Below are 14,400 nucleotides of genomic sequence, written 5' to 3'. Positions count from 1 at the left end.
GAAGGCTTTCTAGTCCCGAAGGCTTGCCGGAATGCCGCTCATCAGCGTCGACGTGGCGGCGTTGGCGAGAATGCGGTCGTTGTTGATCATGATCGGTGAGGACAGCACGTCGCGCAGGTGGCGGCCCATGGTGAACTCGCCGTCGTTGCGGTAGCCGGAGAGGCCCGCGGTGCGCATCGCATGCATCACGGTCTCGACCGCGAGCTCGGAGGCCTGCACCTTCAACAGCGTGATCGAAGACTGGAAATCGAGCGAGCTCAGCGCGCGCTCGTCATGTTCGGCGCGGGCAAAGGTGTCGACATTGGCTGCGATCAGCGCGCGCAGCTTGGCCAGCGACATCTTCGCGGCCGTGAAATGCGCCGCGGCCGGCGGCATCTGGCCGCCCGAGGTGCGGGCCGCCTTGCGAACGAAAGCCTGCGCACGGGTCACGGCCGCAGCCGCGATGCCGGCCCAGGCCGAGGACCAGCACAGATGCGCGAACGGCGTCATGGTCTGGGCATGGATCTTGTCATAGGATTCCGGGAAGATGCGGTCGGCCGGGCAATCGACCTTCAGCTCGAAGCCGGTCGAGCAGGTGCCGCGCATGCCGAGCGTCTCCCAGCCCTGCGTCTGCTTCAGCGAATAATCGTCCTTGGCGAGCGCCAGCAGAACCTGGTCGGAGGCGGCGGCCTCGGTGGCGCGGCGGGCGATGGTGACGAGGCCGTCGGCCTCCGCACCGTAGGAGATCACGGTGGCGTCGCGCATCAGCGAGACTGCGTCGCCGGCGTGGTCGACTGCCGCGGCGCTAGCGCGGATGTTGCCGCCGTTCTGGCCTTCGGTGGTGGAGGAGGCGAGCAGCCACTGGTCGCGGGCGACCCGGCGCATCATCGTTTCCATCCAGGGGATGCCGTGGCCGTGCCTGATGACACAGGCGACCTTGGTCGTGTGCATCGCATAGATCATCGCGGTCGAGGCGCAGGCGCGCCCGAGCGTGTAGCAGATGTCGGTGACGTCGTAGATCGAAGCGCCAAGGCCGCCGAACTCGACCGGGATCATGACGCCGAGCAGTTTCTGCTCACGCGCGACCTCGAAAGCCTTGTGGGGGAAGCGGGCGTCGCGATCGACCCCGTCCGCGTCGGCCGCCGCCGCAGTGGCGGTCCGGGTGGCGCGTTCGATGAGGGAGGGGCCGTGTTCGAGAAAGCTCGTTTGCGTTTCGTCGACAGTGAGGACTGCTTCACGCACGTTCATACTCGTCCGCCTCCGGTTTGCCGTTCAGGATCGCCGGCATCATTCGCGATGCCGTGCAAGCGATCCTCCGACCATTTTGCTTGTGAGACGAGGCTACGGATTTAATTCAAATTCGTCGATGAAATAGAGGGTAAACAAACCGCAATTCCCAACGAACAGTTAAGTTCGGGTTGTTTGCATCGCCGACAATTCCGTGATCGCGTTAGGGATCTGGAAGAACCCGGAATTCCAGACAATCTGAGTCATCGTTTACTAAGAAAGGCGAAGTAATGGTGGCGCCCATTGTGGGATCGGCCCGTCGCGCCCATCGTAGCCGGCAACCGGTCCGACCGTTGAATAGACAGATGGGAATTTACCGATGCAGGCCTTCGATACCGACGTGCGCGATCGCGTCATCAAGCTGGTGAAGGGCATCCTCGAGCAGAACTCGCTCACCGCGGACATCACGCCACAGGCGAGGCTCGTCGATGCGGGCCTGACCTCGATGGACATGGTCAATCTGATGCTCGGCGTCGAAGCCGAGTTCGACTTCACCATCCCGCAGTCCGAGATCACGCCCGAGAACTTCCAGTCGGTCGAGACGCTGGAGCGGATGGTCGCGAACCAGCTGCAGCTGGCCGCGGCGGCTTAATTAGACGTACCTATCTCTCCCCGGGTCGTCCCTGCGAACGCAGGGACCCATACCGCGGAATCTATCGATCGTTGAGGGTCGCAGTACAGAACGACGAACCCTCGCCAAACTGCGCCCTGTGGCTATGGGTCCCTGCTTTCGCGGGGACGACATCGAGTGTGAGGCGAGCACTCCACGCCCCTCACAGCACCGGCATCGCCCCACCACCCCCGTTTCAAAATCGCCGCAAAACTGGCATAGCTTAACCATGTCGCACATAGCTGACAGGGTGGAGCAGGCATGACGCAGGCGGTATTGGGCATCATTGGTGGCTCCGGCATCTACGATCTGCCGGGTCTCGAGGGTGCGCGCGAAGAAGTGATCAAGAGCCCCTGGGGCGAGCCGTCGGCCCCTCTGCGGCGCGGCTCGATTGCCGGCCTGCCGATCGTGTTCCTGCCGCGGCACGACAAGGGTCACCGGCTGTCGCCCTCCGACATCAACTATCGCGCCAACATCGATGTTCTGAAGCGGGCCGGCGTCACCGACCTGATCTCGCTCTCGGCCTGCGGCTCGTTCAGGGAGGAGCTGCCACCCGGCACCTTCGTTCTCGTCGACCAGTTCGTCGATCGCACCCACAAGCGCGAGAGCTCGTTCTTCGGTCGGGGCTGTGTCGCGCATGTGTCGATGGCGCATCCGGTCTCGCCGCGGCTTCGTATCCATCTTGGGGCGGCAGCCGAAGCCGAGGGCATCGCGTTTGCGCGCGGCGGCACCTATGTCTGCATGGAGGGGCCGCAATTCTCCACCTATGCGGAAAGCATGACCTACAAGACATCGGGCTATTCCGTGATCGGCATGACCAACATGCCCGAGGCAAAGCTCGCGCGTGAGGCCGAGATCTGCTACGCCACGGTCGCGATGGTGACGGATTTCGACTGCTGGCATCCCGACCACGACGCCGTCACCGTCCAGGACATCATCCGCGTGCTGACCTCGAACGCCGACAAGGCGAAGGCGCTGGTGGCGCGGCTCGCGACGGATTTTCCGCGCGAGCACGAGCCGTGCCCGATCGGTTCGGACCGCGCGCTCGACACCGCGTTGATCACGGCGCCCGAGGCGCGCGATCCCGAGCTCTTGAAGAAGCTCGATGCGGTGGCCGGGCGCATCCTGCGGGCGTGATACGAAAGGCAGAATGCCATGAAGGTTGACGGCAAGCATTTTCGCAGCATCTGGCGCGAGCGCGATGGCTGGTCGGTCGGCGCGATCGACCAGCGCCGGCTGCCGCATGAGTTCGTCATCGCTAAGCTGACTTCTTGCGAAGACGCTGCGGTCGCCATTCGCGACATGCTGGTGCGCGGCGCGCCGCTGATCGGTGCAACCGCGGCCTACGGCATGGCGCTCGCCATGCGCGAGGACTCATCAGACGCCGGCCTCAAGCGCGCCTATGACACGCTGGTCGTGGCGCGGCCGACCGCGATCAATCTGAAATGGGCGCTCGACGAGATGCGCACGGCGCTCGCGCCGGTCGATCCGGTTGAACGGGCGGAGGCGGCCTATGCGCGCGCCGACGAGATCGTCGAGCAGGACGTCGAGATCAACCGCGGCATCGCCGGCAACGGCTTGAAGCTGATCGAGGCGATCGTCGCAAAGAAGAAGCCGGGCGAGACCGTCAACGTGCTGACCCATTGCAATGCCGGCTGGCTCGCCACCGTCGACTGGGGCACCGCAACGGCGCCGATCTATCTGGCGCATGAGCGTGGCATCAAGATCCATGTCTGGGTCGACGAGACCCGTCCGCGCAACCAGGGCGCCTCGCTCACGGCCTGGGAGCTCGGCCATCACGGCGTGCCGCACACGGTGATCCCCGACAACACCGGCGGACACCTGATGCAGCACGGCATGGTCGACCTCGCCATCGTCGGCACCGACCGCGTCGCCGCCAATGGCGATGTCTGCAACAAGATCGGCACATATTTGAAGGCGCTTGCCGCGCACGACAACGGCGTGCCGTTCTATGTCGCATTGCCGTCGCCGACGATCGATTTCGCCGTTGATGACGGCATCCGCGACATTCCGATCGAGCAGCGCAGCGGCACGGAGGTGACCGACATGACCGGCCGCACCGCCGACGGCCGGCTGGAGACGGTGCGCATCGTGCCGGAGGGCTCGCCGGTCGCGAATTACGCGTTCGACGTGACGCCGGCGCGGTTGGTCACTGGTCTCATCACGGAGCGCGGTGTGCTGAAGCCGGATAGAGCATCGCTGGCGGCCGCCTTTCCGGAGCGGATCGCCGCCGCGGCGGAGTAGTCAGTCTGCCAGGCGAGATGGCTCTACGCCGTCATTGCGAGCGCAGCGAAGCAATCCAGAATCCCTGCGCGGAAAGACTCTGGATTGCTTCGTCGCTTCGCTCCTCGCAATGACAGGCTAGACTAGCGCAGCTTCAGCCCCGTCGCCGCCTCGAGCTCGGCGATGGCCTGGGCCCCGCTGGCTACCTTGATCGTCGTCATGCCCATCTCGCGCGCGGGTTTTAGATTGACGCCGAGATCGTCGAGATAGACGCAATTCTTCGGATCGACCCTCAGCGTCTCGACCATCATCCTGTAGATGCGCGGGTCGGGCTTGCGCAGGCCGATCTTGGCGGATTCGATGACGTGGTCGAACAGAACCATCACCTCGGCGATGTAGAGTGAGCGCCCGGTCATGCTGCCGATCGCGTTGGCAGGCAGATTGTTGGTGATACAGCCGGTCTTGAATTGCGCCTTGATGCGCTTGAGAGCTTCGACCATCTCGGGACGCAGATCGCCCTGAAGCAGCGGCAGCACGTCGCGGCCGCGCACCTCCGCGCCGAGCGCGCGCGATTCTTCCGCGAAGAGCTTGTCGAAGGTGTCGATGTCGACCTCGGCTCGCTCGAACTTGGCCCAGGCGTTTTCCAGATGATTGGCGGCGTTGGTGCGCCGGATGATGTCGACGGGCAGACCGCGCTCGGTCTCGTACCGCGCGAACGCCTCGAACGGCGAGCTCGTCAGCACGCCGCCAAAATCAAAGATCACAGCCTCGATCGTCAAGATCCCGCCCTCGTCAATTCCTTCCCAAGAGCGCTAGCATGCGCTATCGGCAAGGGCCAGTCCGAAGCAATCCCGCCGTCACCGATGCTGACGCCAAAGCGTGTTCCCATGAAGAAGCTTGCAACCCTCATCGCAGCCGCGCTGCTGCTCGCTACGCCCGCACACGCCATCGTCGGCGGCGGCACGCCGCAGGCCGATGGTGTCGCGCGCGCGGTCGTCACCATCGTCGGCTCGCGTGGCAATTTCTGCACCGGCAGCCTGATCGCTCCGAAGGTCGTGCTGACGGTTGCCCACTGTGTGCAGCCCGGCGCGGACTACAAGATCGTCGATCGCGGCGCTGACGGTGCGCCGCAATTGCTGAATGTGCGTACCGTCGCGATCCATCCGAACTTCAACATGCAGGCAATGCAGGCGCATCGCGCCACCGCGGACGTGGCATTGTTGCAACTGGAAATTCCACTCAAGGGAAAATCGACGGTGTCGGTCGGTGCGCCGACCATTCCAATCCAGGTTGGCAGCCGCTTCGTCATCGCCGGTATCGGCGTCACCGTCCGTGGCGATGGCAAGAGCGGCGGCGCGACGCGCGTTGCCGGGCTCGTGGCCACGGGCCAGCCCGGCACGTTCCAGATCCGGCTGGTCGATCCCGTAACCAACGGTGTTCGCGACGGAATTGGCGCCTGCACCGGCGATTCCGGCGGTCCGGTGTTCGAGGACAAGCCGAACGGTCCGGTGCTTGTCGGCGTCATCAGCTGGTCCACGGGACCGAACGGCGCCGCCGGCTGCGGCGGATTGACCGGCGTCACGCCGCTCACCCTCTATCGCGACTGGATTTTGCAGACCGCGCGGAGCTGGGGTGCGGCGTTATAGTTTGACCGCGAATTGATCTGTGTCATTTTGAAGTGGAAGCGCGATGGGCGACCATGCCCGTCGCGGAGGAAACGCGCCGTCCGGTCAAGGGCGGCCACAAAAACAAGCAAGGCACAGAAGCAACAATGAATGTCGCTGTCCGCAGTCACGCCACAACCAAGCAGGCCTCTGAACATTTCGACGTGCTGATCGTCGGTGCCGGCATCTCCGGCATCGGCAGCGCCTATCACATCGAAAAGCAGCTTCCCGGCACGAGCTACGTCATCCTGGAAACGCAGGCGACGTTCGGCGGCACCTGGAGCACGCATCGCTATCCCGGCATTCGCTCGGACAGCGATCTCCATACCTTCGGTTATAGCTTCAAGCCCTGGGTCGGCCCGCCGATCGCGACCGCCGAGGAAATCCTCACCTACATGAACGAGGTGATCGAAGACAACGATATCGCCCCGCACATCCGCTACAAGCACCAGATCAATTCCGCGAGCTGGTCGAGCGAGCAAAATCTCTGGACCATCGAGGCGACGACGACCGACACCGGCGAGGCGAAAACGTTCACCGCCAACTTCCTCTGGATGTGCCAGGGCTATTATCGCCATTCCGAAGGCTACACGCCGGAATGGAAGGGCATGGACCGCTTCAAGGGCCGCATCGTCCATCCGCAGAGCTGGCCCGACGATATCGACCTCGCGAACAAGAAGGTCGTCGTGATCGGCTCGGGCGCGACCGCGGCGACGCTGGTGCCGAACATCGCCGACGCCTGCGCGCATGTCACCATGCTGCAGCGCTCGCCGACCTATTTCCGGCTCGGCCGCAACGCCATCGAGATCGCCGAGGAGCTGCGCCGGCTTCAGGTCGACGAGGAATGGATCCACGAGATCGTCCGCCGCAAAATATTGTTCGAGCAGGATGCTTTCACAAAGCTCTGCATTGCCAAGCCGGAGCAGGTGAAGAAGGATCTGATCGACCAGATCCGCGCGGTTCTCGGGCCGGACTACGACGTCGAAACGCATTTCACGCCGACCTACCGGCCGTGGCGGCAGCGTATCGCCTTTGTGCCCGATGCCGATCTGTTCAAGGGCATCGCCAGCGGCAAGGCCTCCGTCGTCACCGACGAGATCGAATGTTTCGTCGAGAACGGCATCCAGCTCAAGTCCGGCAAGCTGCTGGAAGCCGACGTCGTCGTCACCGCAACCGGCTTCAATCTTGCGGCGCTCGGTGACATCGCCTTCGAGATCGACGGCAAGCCGCTCGCCTTCGGCGACACCGTGACCTATCGCGGCATGATGTTCACGGGCGTGCCGAACATGGTCTGGGTGTTCGGCTATTTCCGTGCGAGCTGGACGCTGCGCGTCGACGTCGTCGCCGATTTCGTCTGCCGGCTGCTCGGCCACATGAAGGCCAAGGGCACGAAGAAGGTCGAAGTCAGGCTGCGCGCTGAAGACCACAACATGCCGATCCTGCCCTGGATCGATCCGGAAAACTTCAACCCCGGCTACATCATGCGCAACATGGACCTGCTCCCCAAGCGCGGCGACAAGCCGGAATGGCAGCACAGCCAGGATTACTGGACCGAGAAGGACGAGATCCCGAAGACGGATCTGGATGACGGGGCGTTTGTTTACGGGTGAGTGATTGTTCGTGTGAGGGGCGGTAGCGATTGCCACGCACACGGCTGTCGTCCCGGGGCGCGAAGCGAGCCCGGGACCCATACTCCCAGGCAGTGGTTCTAGGGCGAACCGCTCACTCCGAGTCTTCGCCAAACTTCTCCCTGTGGTTATGGATCCCGGATCTGCGCTTCGCTTGTCCGGGACGACACTGTTTGTTGGGCGAACTGCGTCTCAACTCATTTGCAGTGCTGCTACGAATTCCTTCGCGTTGCATTCGTTGCAATCGCCGCCGCCGCGGTCCGGTTCTCCACGCCGAGCTTGGCGTAGATCTGCTCCAGGTGCTTGTCGACGGTGCGCGGGCTCAAGCCCAGGATCTGCGCGATGTCGCGGTTGGTCTTGCCCTTGCTGAGCCAGGCCAGCACCTCGCCCTCGCGGGTGGTGAGGCCGAGCTCGCTGGTGAATTCGGGCGGCAGCGCCGTGCCGGACTCCTTGGACAGCCGCAGCAGGAACTCGTTCGGCGCGGTTTCGCCCATGTAGTAGAGCCGCAGTTGCGGATTGTCGGGCAGGGGAGCCGCCTGCGACTTCGAGCTGCCCTTGTCCTTCGCCTGCTCCAGCCATTGCAGGAGTGATGGCGGCAGGACGAAGTCGTCGGCCTGCGCGCCATGATGATCGGCCAGCAGTTTTTGCGCCTGCGGGGTGGCCCAGAGGATGTGGCCCTGGCGGTTGACTGCGAACAGGAAGCGGCCGGAGACGTCGAGCGCGGCACGCGCGCTCTGAGTCAGGCGGGCATTGCCGAGATGGACGCGGATGCGCGCCAGCATCTCCTCGATCACAATCGGTTTTGTCACGTAGTCGACGCCGCCGGCCTCCAGCCCGCGCACGATGTGCTCGGTCTCTGCAAGGCCTGTCATGAAGATCACGGGCACGTTGGCAACGCCCGCGTCGCGCTTGAGGCGGCGGCAGGTCTCGAAACCGTCCATGCCGGGCATCACGGCGTCCAGCAGCACGATGTCGGGCGTGATCTGGTCGACGATGCGCATCGCGGCCGCGCCGTCGAGCGCCACCATCACCGTCATCCCGGCGCCGTCGAGCGCATCGGTGAGCAGCCGCAGCGTCTCCGGGGAGTCATCGACAACGAGCGCGACATCGCGCTTCCTCGACTCAATGCTCATGCGCATGCAACGTCTTCAATGTGGCCATGTACCGGTCGAGATCGAAGCGGTCGACGAGCGACCGCATTTCCGCAACGAAGTCGGCATGCTCGGGGTGCTCGCTGCCGATCTCGTCCAGCTTCAACTGGATGCCCTTGACGTAGCCGATCTGGCCCAGCCCCATCAGCGCCTCGATGTGCCGCACCGGTGGCCTTGATCCGCTCTCGAGCCGCCAGAACGGCACCGCGATCTGGTCCGAGCCGTACTGCCATTCGATCTTTAGGAGTTGGCGGATCGTCTCCAGCAGCCGCGGGATGTCGATTGGCTTCATCAAATAGCCGTCGTGGAAGGGCTGCGCCAGCGGCGTGCCGTGAGCCTCCAGAGCGCTCGCCGACACCATCAGGATGCGCGCCTGGTGATGGCCGCTCGTGCGCAAGGCCTCCGCGACGGCCCAGCCGTCCATGGCAGGCATCGAGATGTCGAGCAGGAACAGGTCGGGCCGGCAATGCTGCGCCAGCGCGAGGCATCCTGGCCCATCGGGTGCACTGAGCAGGATGAAGCCGAGCGGCGCCAGCACCTCGCGCAGGAGGTCGCGATGCACGGGGTCGTCGTCGGTGATGAGGATGGTCTTGCGTGCGCCCCGATAGCCGGAGACCGGCGCCTCCACCGGCGCGATGCGCAGCGGATTGGCGACTTCCGACAGCAGCATCTTGACCTTGAAGGTGCTGCCGGCGCCAACCGTGCTCAGGACCTTGATGTCGCCGCCCATGACGCCGGCGAGCAGCCGGCTGATGGTCAGGCCCAGCCCGGTGCCCGTCTGCGGCTGCGAGACGCCGAGCGCGCCACGCTCGAAGGGTGCAAAGATGCGTTCGAGGTCGTCGCCCTGGATGCCGGGGCCGGTGTCGATCACTTCGAACTCGGCAACGGGGCTGCGATAGTGCACGACGAACTGCACGCTGCCGGTCTGGGTGAACTTGATCGCGTTGGAGAGCAGATTGATCAGCACCTGACGCAGCCGCTTCTCGTCGGCGTAGACCACGACCGGCAAATGCGCGGGCCGCCTGAACACGAAGTCGATGCCCTTGGCGGCCGCCTGGAGACGGAACATGCCGACGAGCTGGTCGAGGAATTCGCTCAGCCGCACTTCGTCGCGCGACAGATACAGCCGCCCGGCCTCGATCTTGGAAATATCCAGAATGCCGTCGATCAGGCCGGAGAGGTGATCGGCGCTGCGACGGACGACGCGGACCTGGTCGCGCGGCTTGGTGTTGAGCGTCGCGTCCTGCTCCAGGAGCTGGGCATAGCCGCTGATCGCGTTCAGCGGTGAGCGCAGCTCGTGGCTCAGGCCCACCACGTAGCGGCTCTTGGCGAGGTTGGCGGATTCGGCGACCTCCTTGGCGCGCTGAAGCTCGGCGTCGGTGCGCTTGTGCGCGTCGATCTCCTGGATCAGCAGCGTCGTCTGCCGCCGCGTCTCGGCCTCGGCGGCGCGGCGGCTCTGCTGCGCCAGCACGAACAGCCAGGCCACCACGCCGATGATGATGCTGAGCGAGAAGAACACCTTCCAGAGCACGTTCGAGACGAGCAAATTCTCGCCGGGCACGCTCGCCGAGGTCTGGAGATAAATCAGTCCCAGCACCAGCGCGACGAGGCCGGCGGAGACCATGAACACGCCGATATAGTGGCCGAACTGCGAGTTGATCCGCCGGTAGATCGGTTCAGGAAGAATCCTGCCGAGCGCTTCGGCGAACTGCACCTGCGCGCGCGCATGCGGTTTGCAGAGGTCGTGGCAGCGTGCATCGAGCGAGCAGCACAGCGAGCAGATCGGGCCGGCGTAAGCGGGGCAGGACGTCATGTCCTCCGGCTCGAAACTGTGCTCGCAGATACAGCACTGGATCGACTCGATATTGGCCCAGCTCCGCTTCGGCTTGCGCGCGATGTAGTACTTTCCGTCGGTGAGCCAGGCGATAACAGGCGCGGTGACGAAGGCGACCGTGAGCGCGACGAAGGCGGCGAGCGCCTTCATGGTCGGACCGAACAGGCCGTAAAACGCCGCGATCGAGACGATGGTCGCGATCGTCATGGCGCCGACACCGACCGGATTGATGTCGTAGAGATGGGCGCGCTTGAACTCCATCTGCGGCGGGCGCAGGCCAAGCGGCTTGTTGACGACGAGATCGGCGACGAGCGCGCCGACCCAGGCGATCGCGACGTTGGAATAGAGCGCCAGCGTCTGCTCCAGCGCCTTGTAGACGCCGATCTCCATCAACAGCAGCGCCACCATCACGTTGAACACCAGCCAGACGACCCGGCCGGGATGGCTGTGCGTCAGACGCGAGAAGAAGTTCGACCAGGCGATCGAGCCGGCATAGGCGTTGGTGACGTTGATCTTGAGCTGCGACAGGATCACGAACATGCCGGTGAGCGCCAGCGCCAGATCCGGCTGCGACAGCACGTAGCGAAACGCTTCGAGATACATGTGCGCGGGCTCGGCCGCCAGCTCGCCCGAGAGGCCGTGGCTTAGCGCAAAGAAGGCGAGAAACGAGCCGAGCAACAATTTCAGTGCGCCGAAGATGATCCAGCCCGGTCCCGCGATCAGCAGGGCGATCCACCACGACGTTCGCGACGTGCGGCGGTCGCGCGGCAGAAACCGGAGGAAGTCGACCTGCTCGCCGATCTGCGCCACCAGCGAGAACACCACCGAGGATGCGACACCGAACAGCAGCAGATCGAAATGTCCGCTCGGGTCGCCATGCTCGCCGGCGAACTTGCGCCACTCCGTGAACGAGTAGGGGTTGGCCCAGGCGATCGCGGCAAAGGGCAGGATGTGCAGGATGATCCAGATCGGCTGCGTCCAGAGCTGGAAGCGGCTGATCAGCGTGATGCCGTAGGTCACGAGCGGAATGATCGCCACCGCGCTGATGAGGTAGCCGATCGGGCGCGGAATGCCGAAGCACATCTCGAGCGCCGTTGCCAGGATCACCGCCTCGATGGCGAAGAAGATGAAGGTGAAGGAGGCGTAGATCAACGAGGTGACGGTCGAGCCGATATAGCCGAAGCCGGCGCCGCGGGTGAGCAGGTCAATGTCGATGCCGCACTTGGCTGCGTAATAGGCAATCGGCACGCCGCAGAAGAAGATGATGATGGAGACGACGAGGATCGCGGCGCTGGCGTTGGTTACGCCGTAGTTCAGCGTGATGGTGCCGCCGATCGCTTCCAGCGCCAGGAAGGAGATGGCGCCGAGTGCAGTGTTGGCGACACGGGCGGCAGACCAGCGGCGCGCGCTCTTGGCGGTGAAGCGCAGCGCGTAGTCTTCCAGCGTCTGGTTGGCGACCCACTGGTTGTACTGGCGCCTGACGCGGTCTATTCGCTGCCGCCCTGCCACTCGTTACCCCACTCCCGATACGTCCCAGAGCCCTCGCAAATTCCGTACCAGAAGCCTACGTCGGTATTTTGCGGTGCAGTATACGCGATCTTGCGTATGCTTGCGCTGCACAAATTCGAGCCATCCTCACGGCACCAATCGCGTGTCCTCGAACAAAAGTGGGGTGCTCATGTCAGACGAAGCAAACAAGGGCCTGTTGTCGCCGCTCCGGCGCAAACTATTGATGGGAATGGCCGCCGTGCCGGCCATTACGATGCTGCCGCGGGCCTCTTTCGCGCAGGCTCCGGCGACCTCGGCGATCAACACGACGGGCCTGGCGGTCACCGACACCGAGGTGACGGTCGGCATCCTGCACTCGGCGACCGGCACCATGGCCATCTCCGAGACCGGCTCGATCGAGGCCGAAAAGCTCGCCATCGAGCAGATCAACGCCATGGGCGGCGTGCTCGGGCGCAAGATCAAGTTCATCCAGGAAGACGGCGCCAGCGATTGGCCGACCTTTGCGGAGAAGGCCAAGAAGCTGCTCGTCAACGACAAGGTCGCGGCGATCATGGGCTGCTGGACCTCGGCATCCCGCAAGGCGGTGCTGCCGGTCATGGAGCAGTACAACGGCATGCTCTATTACCCGACCTTCTATGAGGGCCTCGAGCAGTCCAAGAACGTGATCTACACCGGCCAGGAGGCCACCCAGCAGATTCTCGCCGGCCTGAACTGGATCGCCAAGGAAAAGGGCGCCAAGTCGTTCTTCTTCATCGGCTCCGACTACATCTGGCCGCGCACCTCGAACAAGATCGCACGCAAGCACGTCGAGAATGTGCTGAAGGGCAAGGTCGTCGGCGAGGAGTATTATCCGCTCGGCAACACCCAGTTCAACTCGGTCATCAACAAGATCAAGCTGACCAAGCCCGACGTGATCTTCACCGACGTCGTCGGCGGCTCGAACGTGGCGTTCTACAAGCAGCTCAAGGCCGCCGGCATCGACCTTTCGAAACAGGCGCTGCTGACGATCTCGGTGACCGAAGACGAAATCGACGGCATCGGCGGCGAGAACATCGCGGGCGCCTATGCCTGCATGAAGTACTTCCAGTCGCTCGATAATCCCAACAACAAGACCTTCGTGCCCGCGTTCAAGAAGATGTGGGGCGAAAAGACCGTGATCGGAGACGTCACCCAGGCTGCCTATCTCGGCCCGTGGCTGTGGAAGTTGACGGTGGAGAAGGCGGGCTCGTTCGACGTCGACAAGATCGCGGCGGCCTCGCCCGGCGTCGAGTTCAAGGGTGCGCCGGAAGGCTATGTCCGCATCCACGAAAACCATCACCTCTGGTCGAAGACCCGGGTGGGACGCGCCAAGCTCGATGGCCAGTTCGAGCTGATCTACGAGACCGCCGATCTCGTCGAGCCGGATCCGTTCCCCAAGGGTTACCAGTAAGTCGCGACGTCGCTCGCGCCTTTCCTCAACACCAAGCCGCTCCCTGGCGTGGACCGCAAATCCACGCCCAAGACCCCCGCGTCGCGAACCTGCTCGCGACGCGGGACCTTATCCCCGACGGAGGACATCGATGTTCGGCGACTATTCGCTTGGTGATCTTGGCTCCATCTTCGTCATGCAGGGTTTTGCGGGACTGATCCTGTTCTCGGTCTACGTCCTGATGGCGCTCGGGCTTGCGATCATCTTCGGCCAGATGGGCGTCATCAACATGGCCCATGGCGAGTTCATGATCCTCGGGGCCTACGTCACCTGGATGACCTCGAATTTCTTCCAAGCCTATCTGCCAAGCCTGTTCAGCGGCTATTTCTTCCTGGCGATGATCCTGGCCTTCGTCGCATCCGGCGCCCTGGGAATGCTGGTGGAGTGGGTGCTGATACGGCATCTCTACAAGCGTCCGCTCGACACGCTGCTGGCGACCTGGGGCCTCAGCCTGATGCTGCAGCAGGCCTATCGCTCCGTGTTCGGCGCGCGCGAGGTCGGCGTCGAGCTCCCGCAATGGATGCTCGGATCGCTGCACGTCACGGACAGCATCGAGGTGCCGATCAACGGCGTCTTCGTGATGTGCCTCACTGTGCTGATCACCATCGGCGTCGCCTATGTCATGTACAAGTCGCGCTGGGGCCGCCAGGTTCGCGCCGTCGTGCAGAACCGCATCATGGCCGGAGCCGTCGGCATCAATACCGAAAAGGTCGATCGCTACACCTTCGGTCTCGGCTGCGGCATCGCCGGTGTCGCCGGCAGCGCCTTTACGATGATCGGCTCCACCGGGCCAACTTCCGGACAGCTCTACATCGTCGACACGTTCCTGGTGGTCGTGTTCGGCGGCGCCGCCAGTTTGGTCGGCACCATCGCCTCGGCCTTCTCGATCTCGCAGACGCAATCCACCCTCGAGTTCTTCATGTCGGGCTCGATGGCGAAAGTGCTGACGCTGCTTGCGGTTGTCGGAATCCTGATGCTGCGGCCGCAAGGGCTGTTCGCCCTCAAGGTCCGCAAGTGAGAAACTGG

Annotated in this window: 11 protein-coding genes; 7 read left to right on the top strand and 4 right to left on the bottom strand. The window is 63.8% G+C overall.

The features are described from left to right. Window positions 1-9: 9 nt before the first annotated feature. Window positions 10-1,227 carry an acyl-CoA dehydrogenase family protein gene (locus AB7Z56_RS41880; protein ID WP_231143714.1) on the bottom strand — a complete coding sequence of 406 codons (1,218 nt, stop codon included), beginning with the start codon at window positions 1,225-1,227 and terminating at the stop codon, window positions 10-12. Window positions 1,228-1,585: 358 nt separating this feature from the next. Here AB7Z56_RS41880 and AB7Z56_RS41875 point away from each other — a divergent pair, with 358 nt between their 5' ends. The 3 genes from AB7Z56_RS41875 to mtnA all read left to right on the top strand — a co-directional run bounded on the left by AB7Z56_RS41875 (window position 1,586) and on the right by mtnA (window position 4,141). Beyond that, window positions 1,586-1,858 (top strand): phosphopantetheine-binding protein, encoded by a 273-nt coding sequence (locus tag AB7Z56_RS41875; RefSeq protein ID WP_063980009.1) that lies wholly within the window; start codon window positions 1,586-1,588, stop codon window positions 1,856-1,858. A gap of 279 nt (window positions 1,859-2,137) precedes the next feature. Further along, window positions 2,138-3,013: an S-methyl-5'-thioadenosine phosphorylase gene (locus tag AB7Z56_RS41870; protein WP_063980008.1), complete on the top strand. Its 876-nt coding sequence runs from the start codon at window positions 2,138-2,140 to the stop codon at window positions 3,011-3,013. Window positions 3,014-3,031: 18 nt separating this feature from the next. Beyond that, complete coding sequence (mtnA, locus tag AB7Z56_RS41865) at window positions 3,032-4,141, top strand: S-methyl-5-thioribose-1-phosphate isomerase (RefSeq protein ID WP_063980007.1); 1,110 nt, start codon at window positions 3,032-3,034, stop codon at window positions 4,139-4,141. A 122-nt stretch (window positions 4,142-4,263) separates the two neighbouring features. On the opposite strand, the gene AB7Z56_RS41860 is transcribed toward mtnA, so the two are convergent. Beyond that, on the bottom strand, window positions 4,264-4,899 hold the full coding sequence (locus AB7Z56_RS41860) for an HAD-IA family hydrolase (protein ID WP_063980006.1): 636 nt from the start codon (window positions 4,897-4,899) through the stop codon (window positions 4,264-4,266). 108 nt (window positions 4,900-5,007) lie between these two features. Between AB7Z56_RS41860 and AB7Z56_RS41855 the strand changes: the two genes are divergently transcribed. Both AB7Z56_RS41855 and AB7Z56_RS41850 read left to right on the top strand, forming a co-directional pair. Then, window positions 5,008-5,766 carry a S1 family peptidase gene (locus tag AB7Z56_RS41855; protein WP_063980005.1) on the top strand — a complete coding sequence of 253 codons (759 nt, stop codon included), beginning with the start codon at window positions 5,008-5,010 and terminating at the stop codon, window positions 5,764-5,766. 125 nt (window positions 5,767-5,891) lie between these two features. Further along, the gene (locus AB7Z56_RS41850; protein WP_063985944.1) at window positions 5,892-7,394 is read left to right on the top strand and encodes a flavin-containing monooxygenase; all 1,503 of its coding nucleotides are present in this window, start codon (window positions 5,892-5,894) and stop codon (window positions 7,392-7,394) included. 230 nt (window positions 7,395-7,624) lie between these two features. On the opposite strand, the gene AB7Z56_RS41845 is transcribed toward AB7Z56_RS41850, so the two are convergent. Both AB7Z56_RS41845 and AB7Z56_RS41840 read right to left on the bottom strand, forming a co-directional pair. Continuing rightward, window positions 7,625-8,551: a response regulator gene (locus AB7Z56_RS41845; RefSeq protein WP_049812732.1), complete on the bottom strand. Its 927-nt coding sequence runs from the start codon at window positions 8,549-8,551 to the stop codon at window positions 7,625-7,627. Continuing rightward, window positions 8,535-11,906, bottom strand: coding sequence for a hybrid sensor histidine kinase/response regulator (locus tag AB7Z56_RS41840; RefSeq protein ID WP_063980004.1), 3,372 nt, complete (start codon window positions 11,904-11,906; stop codon window positions 8,535-8,537). The genes AB7Z56_RS41845 and AB7Z56_RS41840 overlap by 17 nt, the downstream gene beginning before the upstream one ends. A gap of 169 nt (window positions 11,907-12,075) precedes the next feature. Between AB7Z56_RS41840 and urtA the strand changes: the two genes are divergently transcribed. Both urtA and urtB read left to right on the top strand, forming a co-directional pair. Continuing rightward, window positions 12,076-13,335 carry an urea ABC transporter substrate-binding protein gene (gene urtA, locus AB7Z56_RS41835; protein WP_063980003.1) on the top strand — a complete coding sequence of 420 codons (1,260 nt, stop codon included), beginning with the start codon at window positions 12,076-12,078 and terminating at the stop codon, window positions 13,333-13,335. 130 nt (window positions 13,336-13,465) lie between these two features. Beyond that, the gene (gene urtB, locus AB7Z56_RS41830; RefSeq protein WP_063980002.1) at window positions 13,466-14,392 is read left to right on the top strand and encodes an urea ABC transporter permease subunit UrtB; all 927 of its coding nucleotides are present in this window, start codon (window positions 13,466-13,468) and stop codon (window positions 14,390-14,392) included. Window positions 14,393-14,400: the final 8 nt, after the last annotated feature.

Source organism: Bradyrhizobium sp. 482_C4_N1_8 (genome assembly GCF_052075965.1).
Lineage (GTDB): Bacteria > Pseudomonadota > Alphaproteobacteria > Rhizobiales > Xanthobacteraceae > Bradyrhizobium > Bradyrhizobium barranii.
Note: the sequence above shows the minus strand (reverse complement) of the source record. Positions and strands in the feature narration are given on the sequence as shown.

Bases quoted from the DNA above. Each gene is read 5' to 3' on its own strand.
- AB7Z56_RS41880 (WP_231143714.1), bottom strand. From the start codon at position 1,227: ATGAACGTGCGTGAAGCAGTCCTCACTGTCGACGAAACGCAAACGAGC.
- AB7Z56_RS41875 (WP_063980009.1), top strand. From the start codon at position 1,586: ATGCAGGCCTTCGATACCGACGTGCGCGATCGCGTCATCAAGCTGGTG.
- AB7Z56_RS41870 (WP_063980008.1), top strand. From the start codon at position 2,138: ATGACGCAGGCGGTATTGGGCATCATTGGTGGCTCCGGCATCTACGAT.
- mtnA (WP_063980007.1), top strand. From the start codon at position 3,032: ATGAAGGTTGACGGCAAGCATTTTCGCAGCATCTGGCGCGAGCGCGAT.
- AB7Z56_RS41855 (WP_063980005.1), top strand. From the start codon at position 5,008: ATGAAGAAGCTTGCAACCCTCATCGCAGCCGCGCTGCTGCTCGCTACG.
- AB7Z56_RS41850 (WP_063985944.1), top strand. From the start codon at position 5,892: ATGAATGTCGCTGTCCGCAGTCACGCCACAACCAAGCAGGCCTCTGAA.
- AB7Z56_RS41845 (WP_049812732.1), bottom strand. From the start codon at position 8,551: ATGCGCATGAGCATTGAGTCGAGGAAGCGCGATGTCGCGCTCGTTGTC.
- urtA (WP_063980003.1), top strand. From the start codon at position 12,076: ATGTCAGACGAAGCAAACAAGGGCCTGTTGTCGCCGCTCCGGCGCAAA.
- urtB (WP_063980002.1), top strand. From the start codon at position 13,466: ATGTTCGGCGACTATTCGCTTGGTGATCTTGGCTCCATCTTCGTCATG.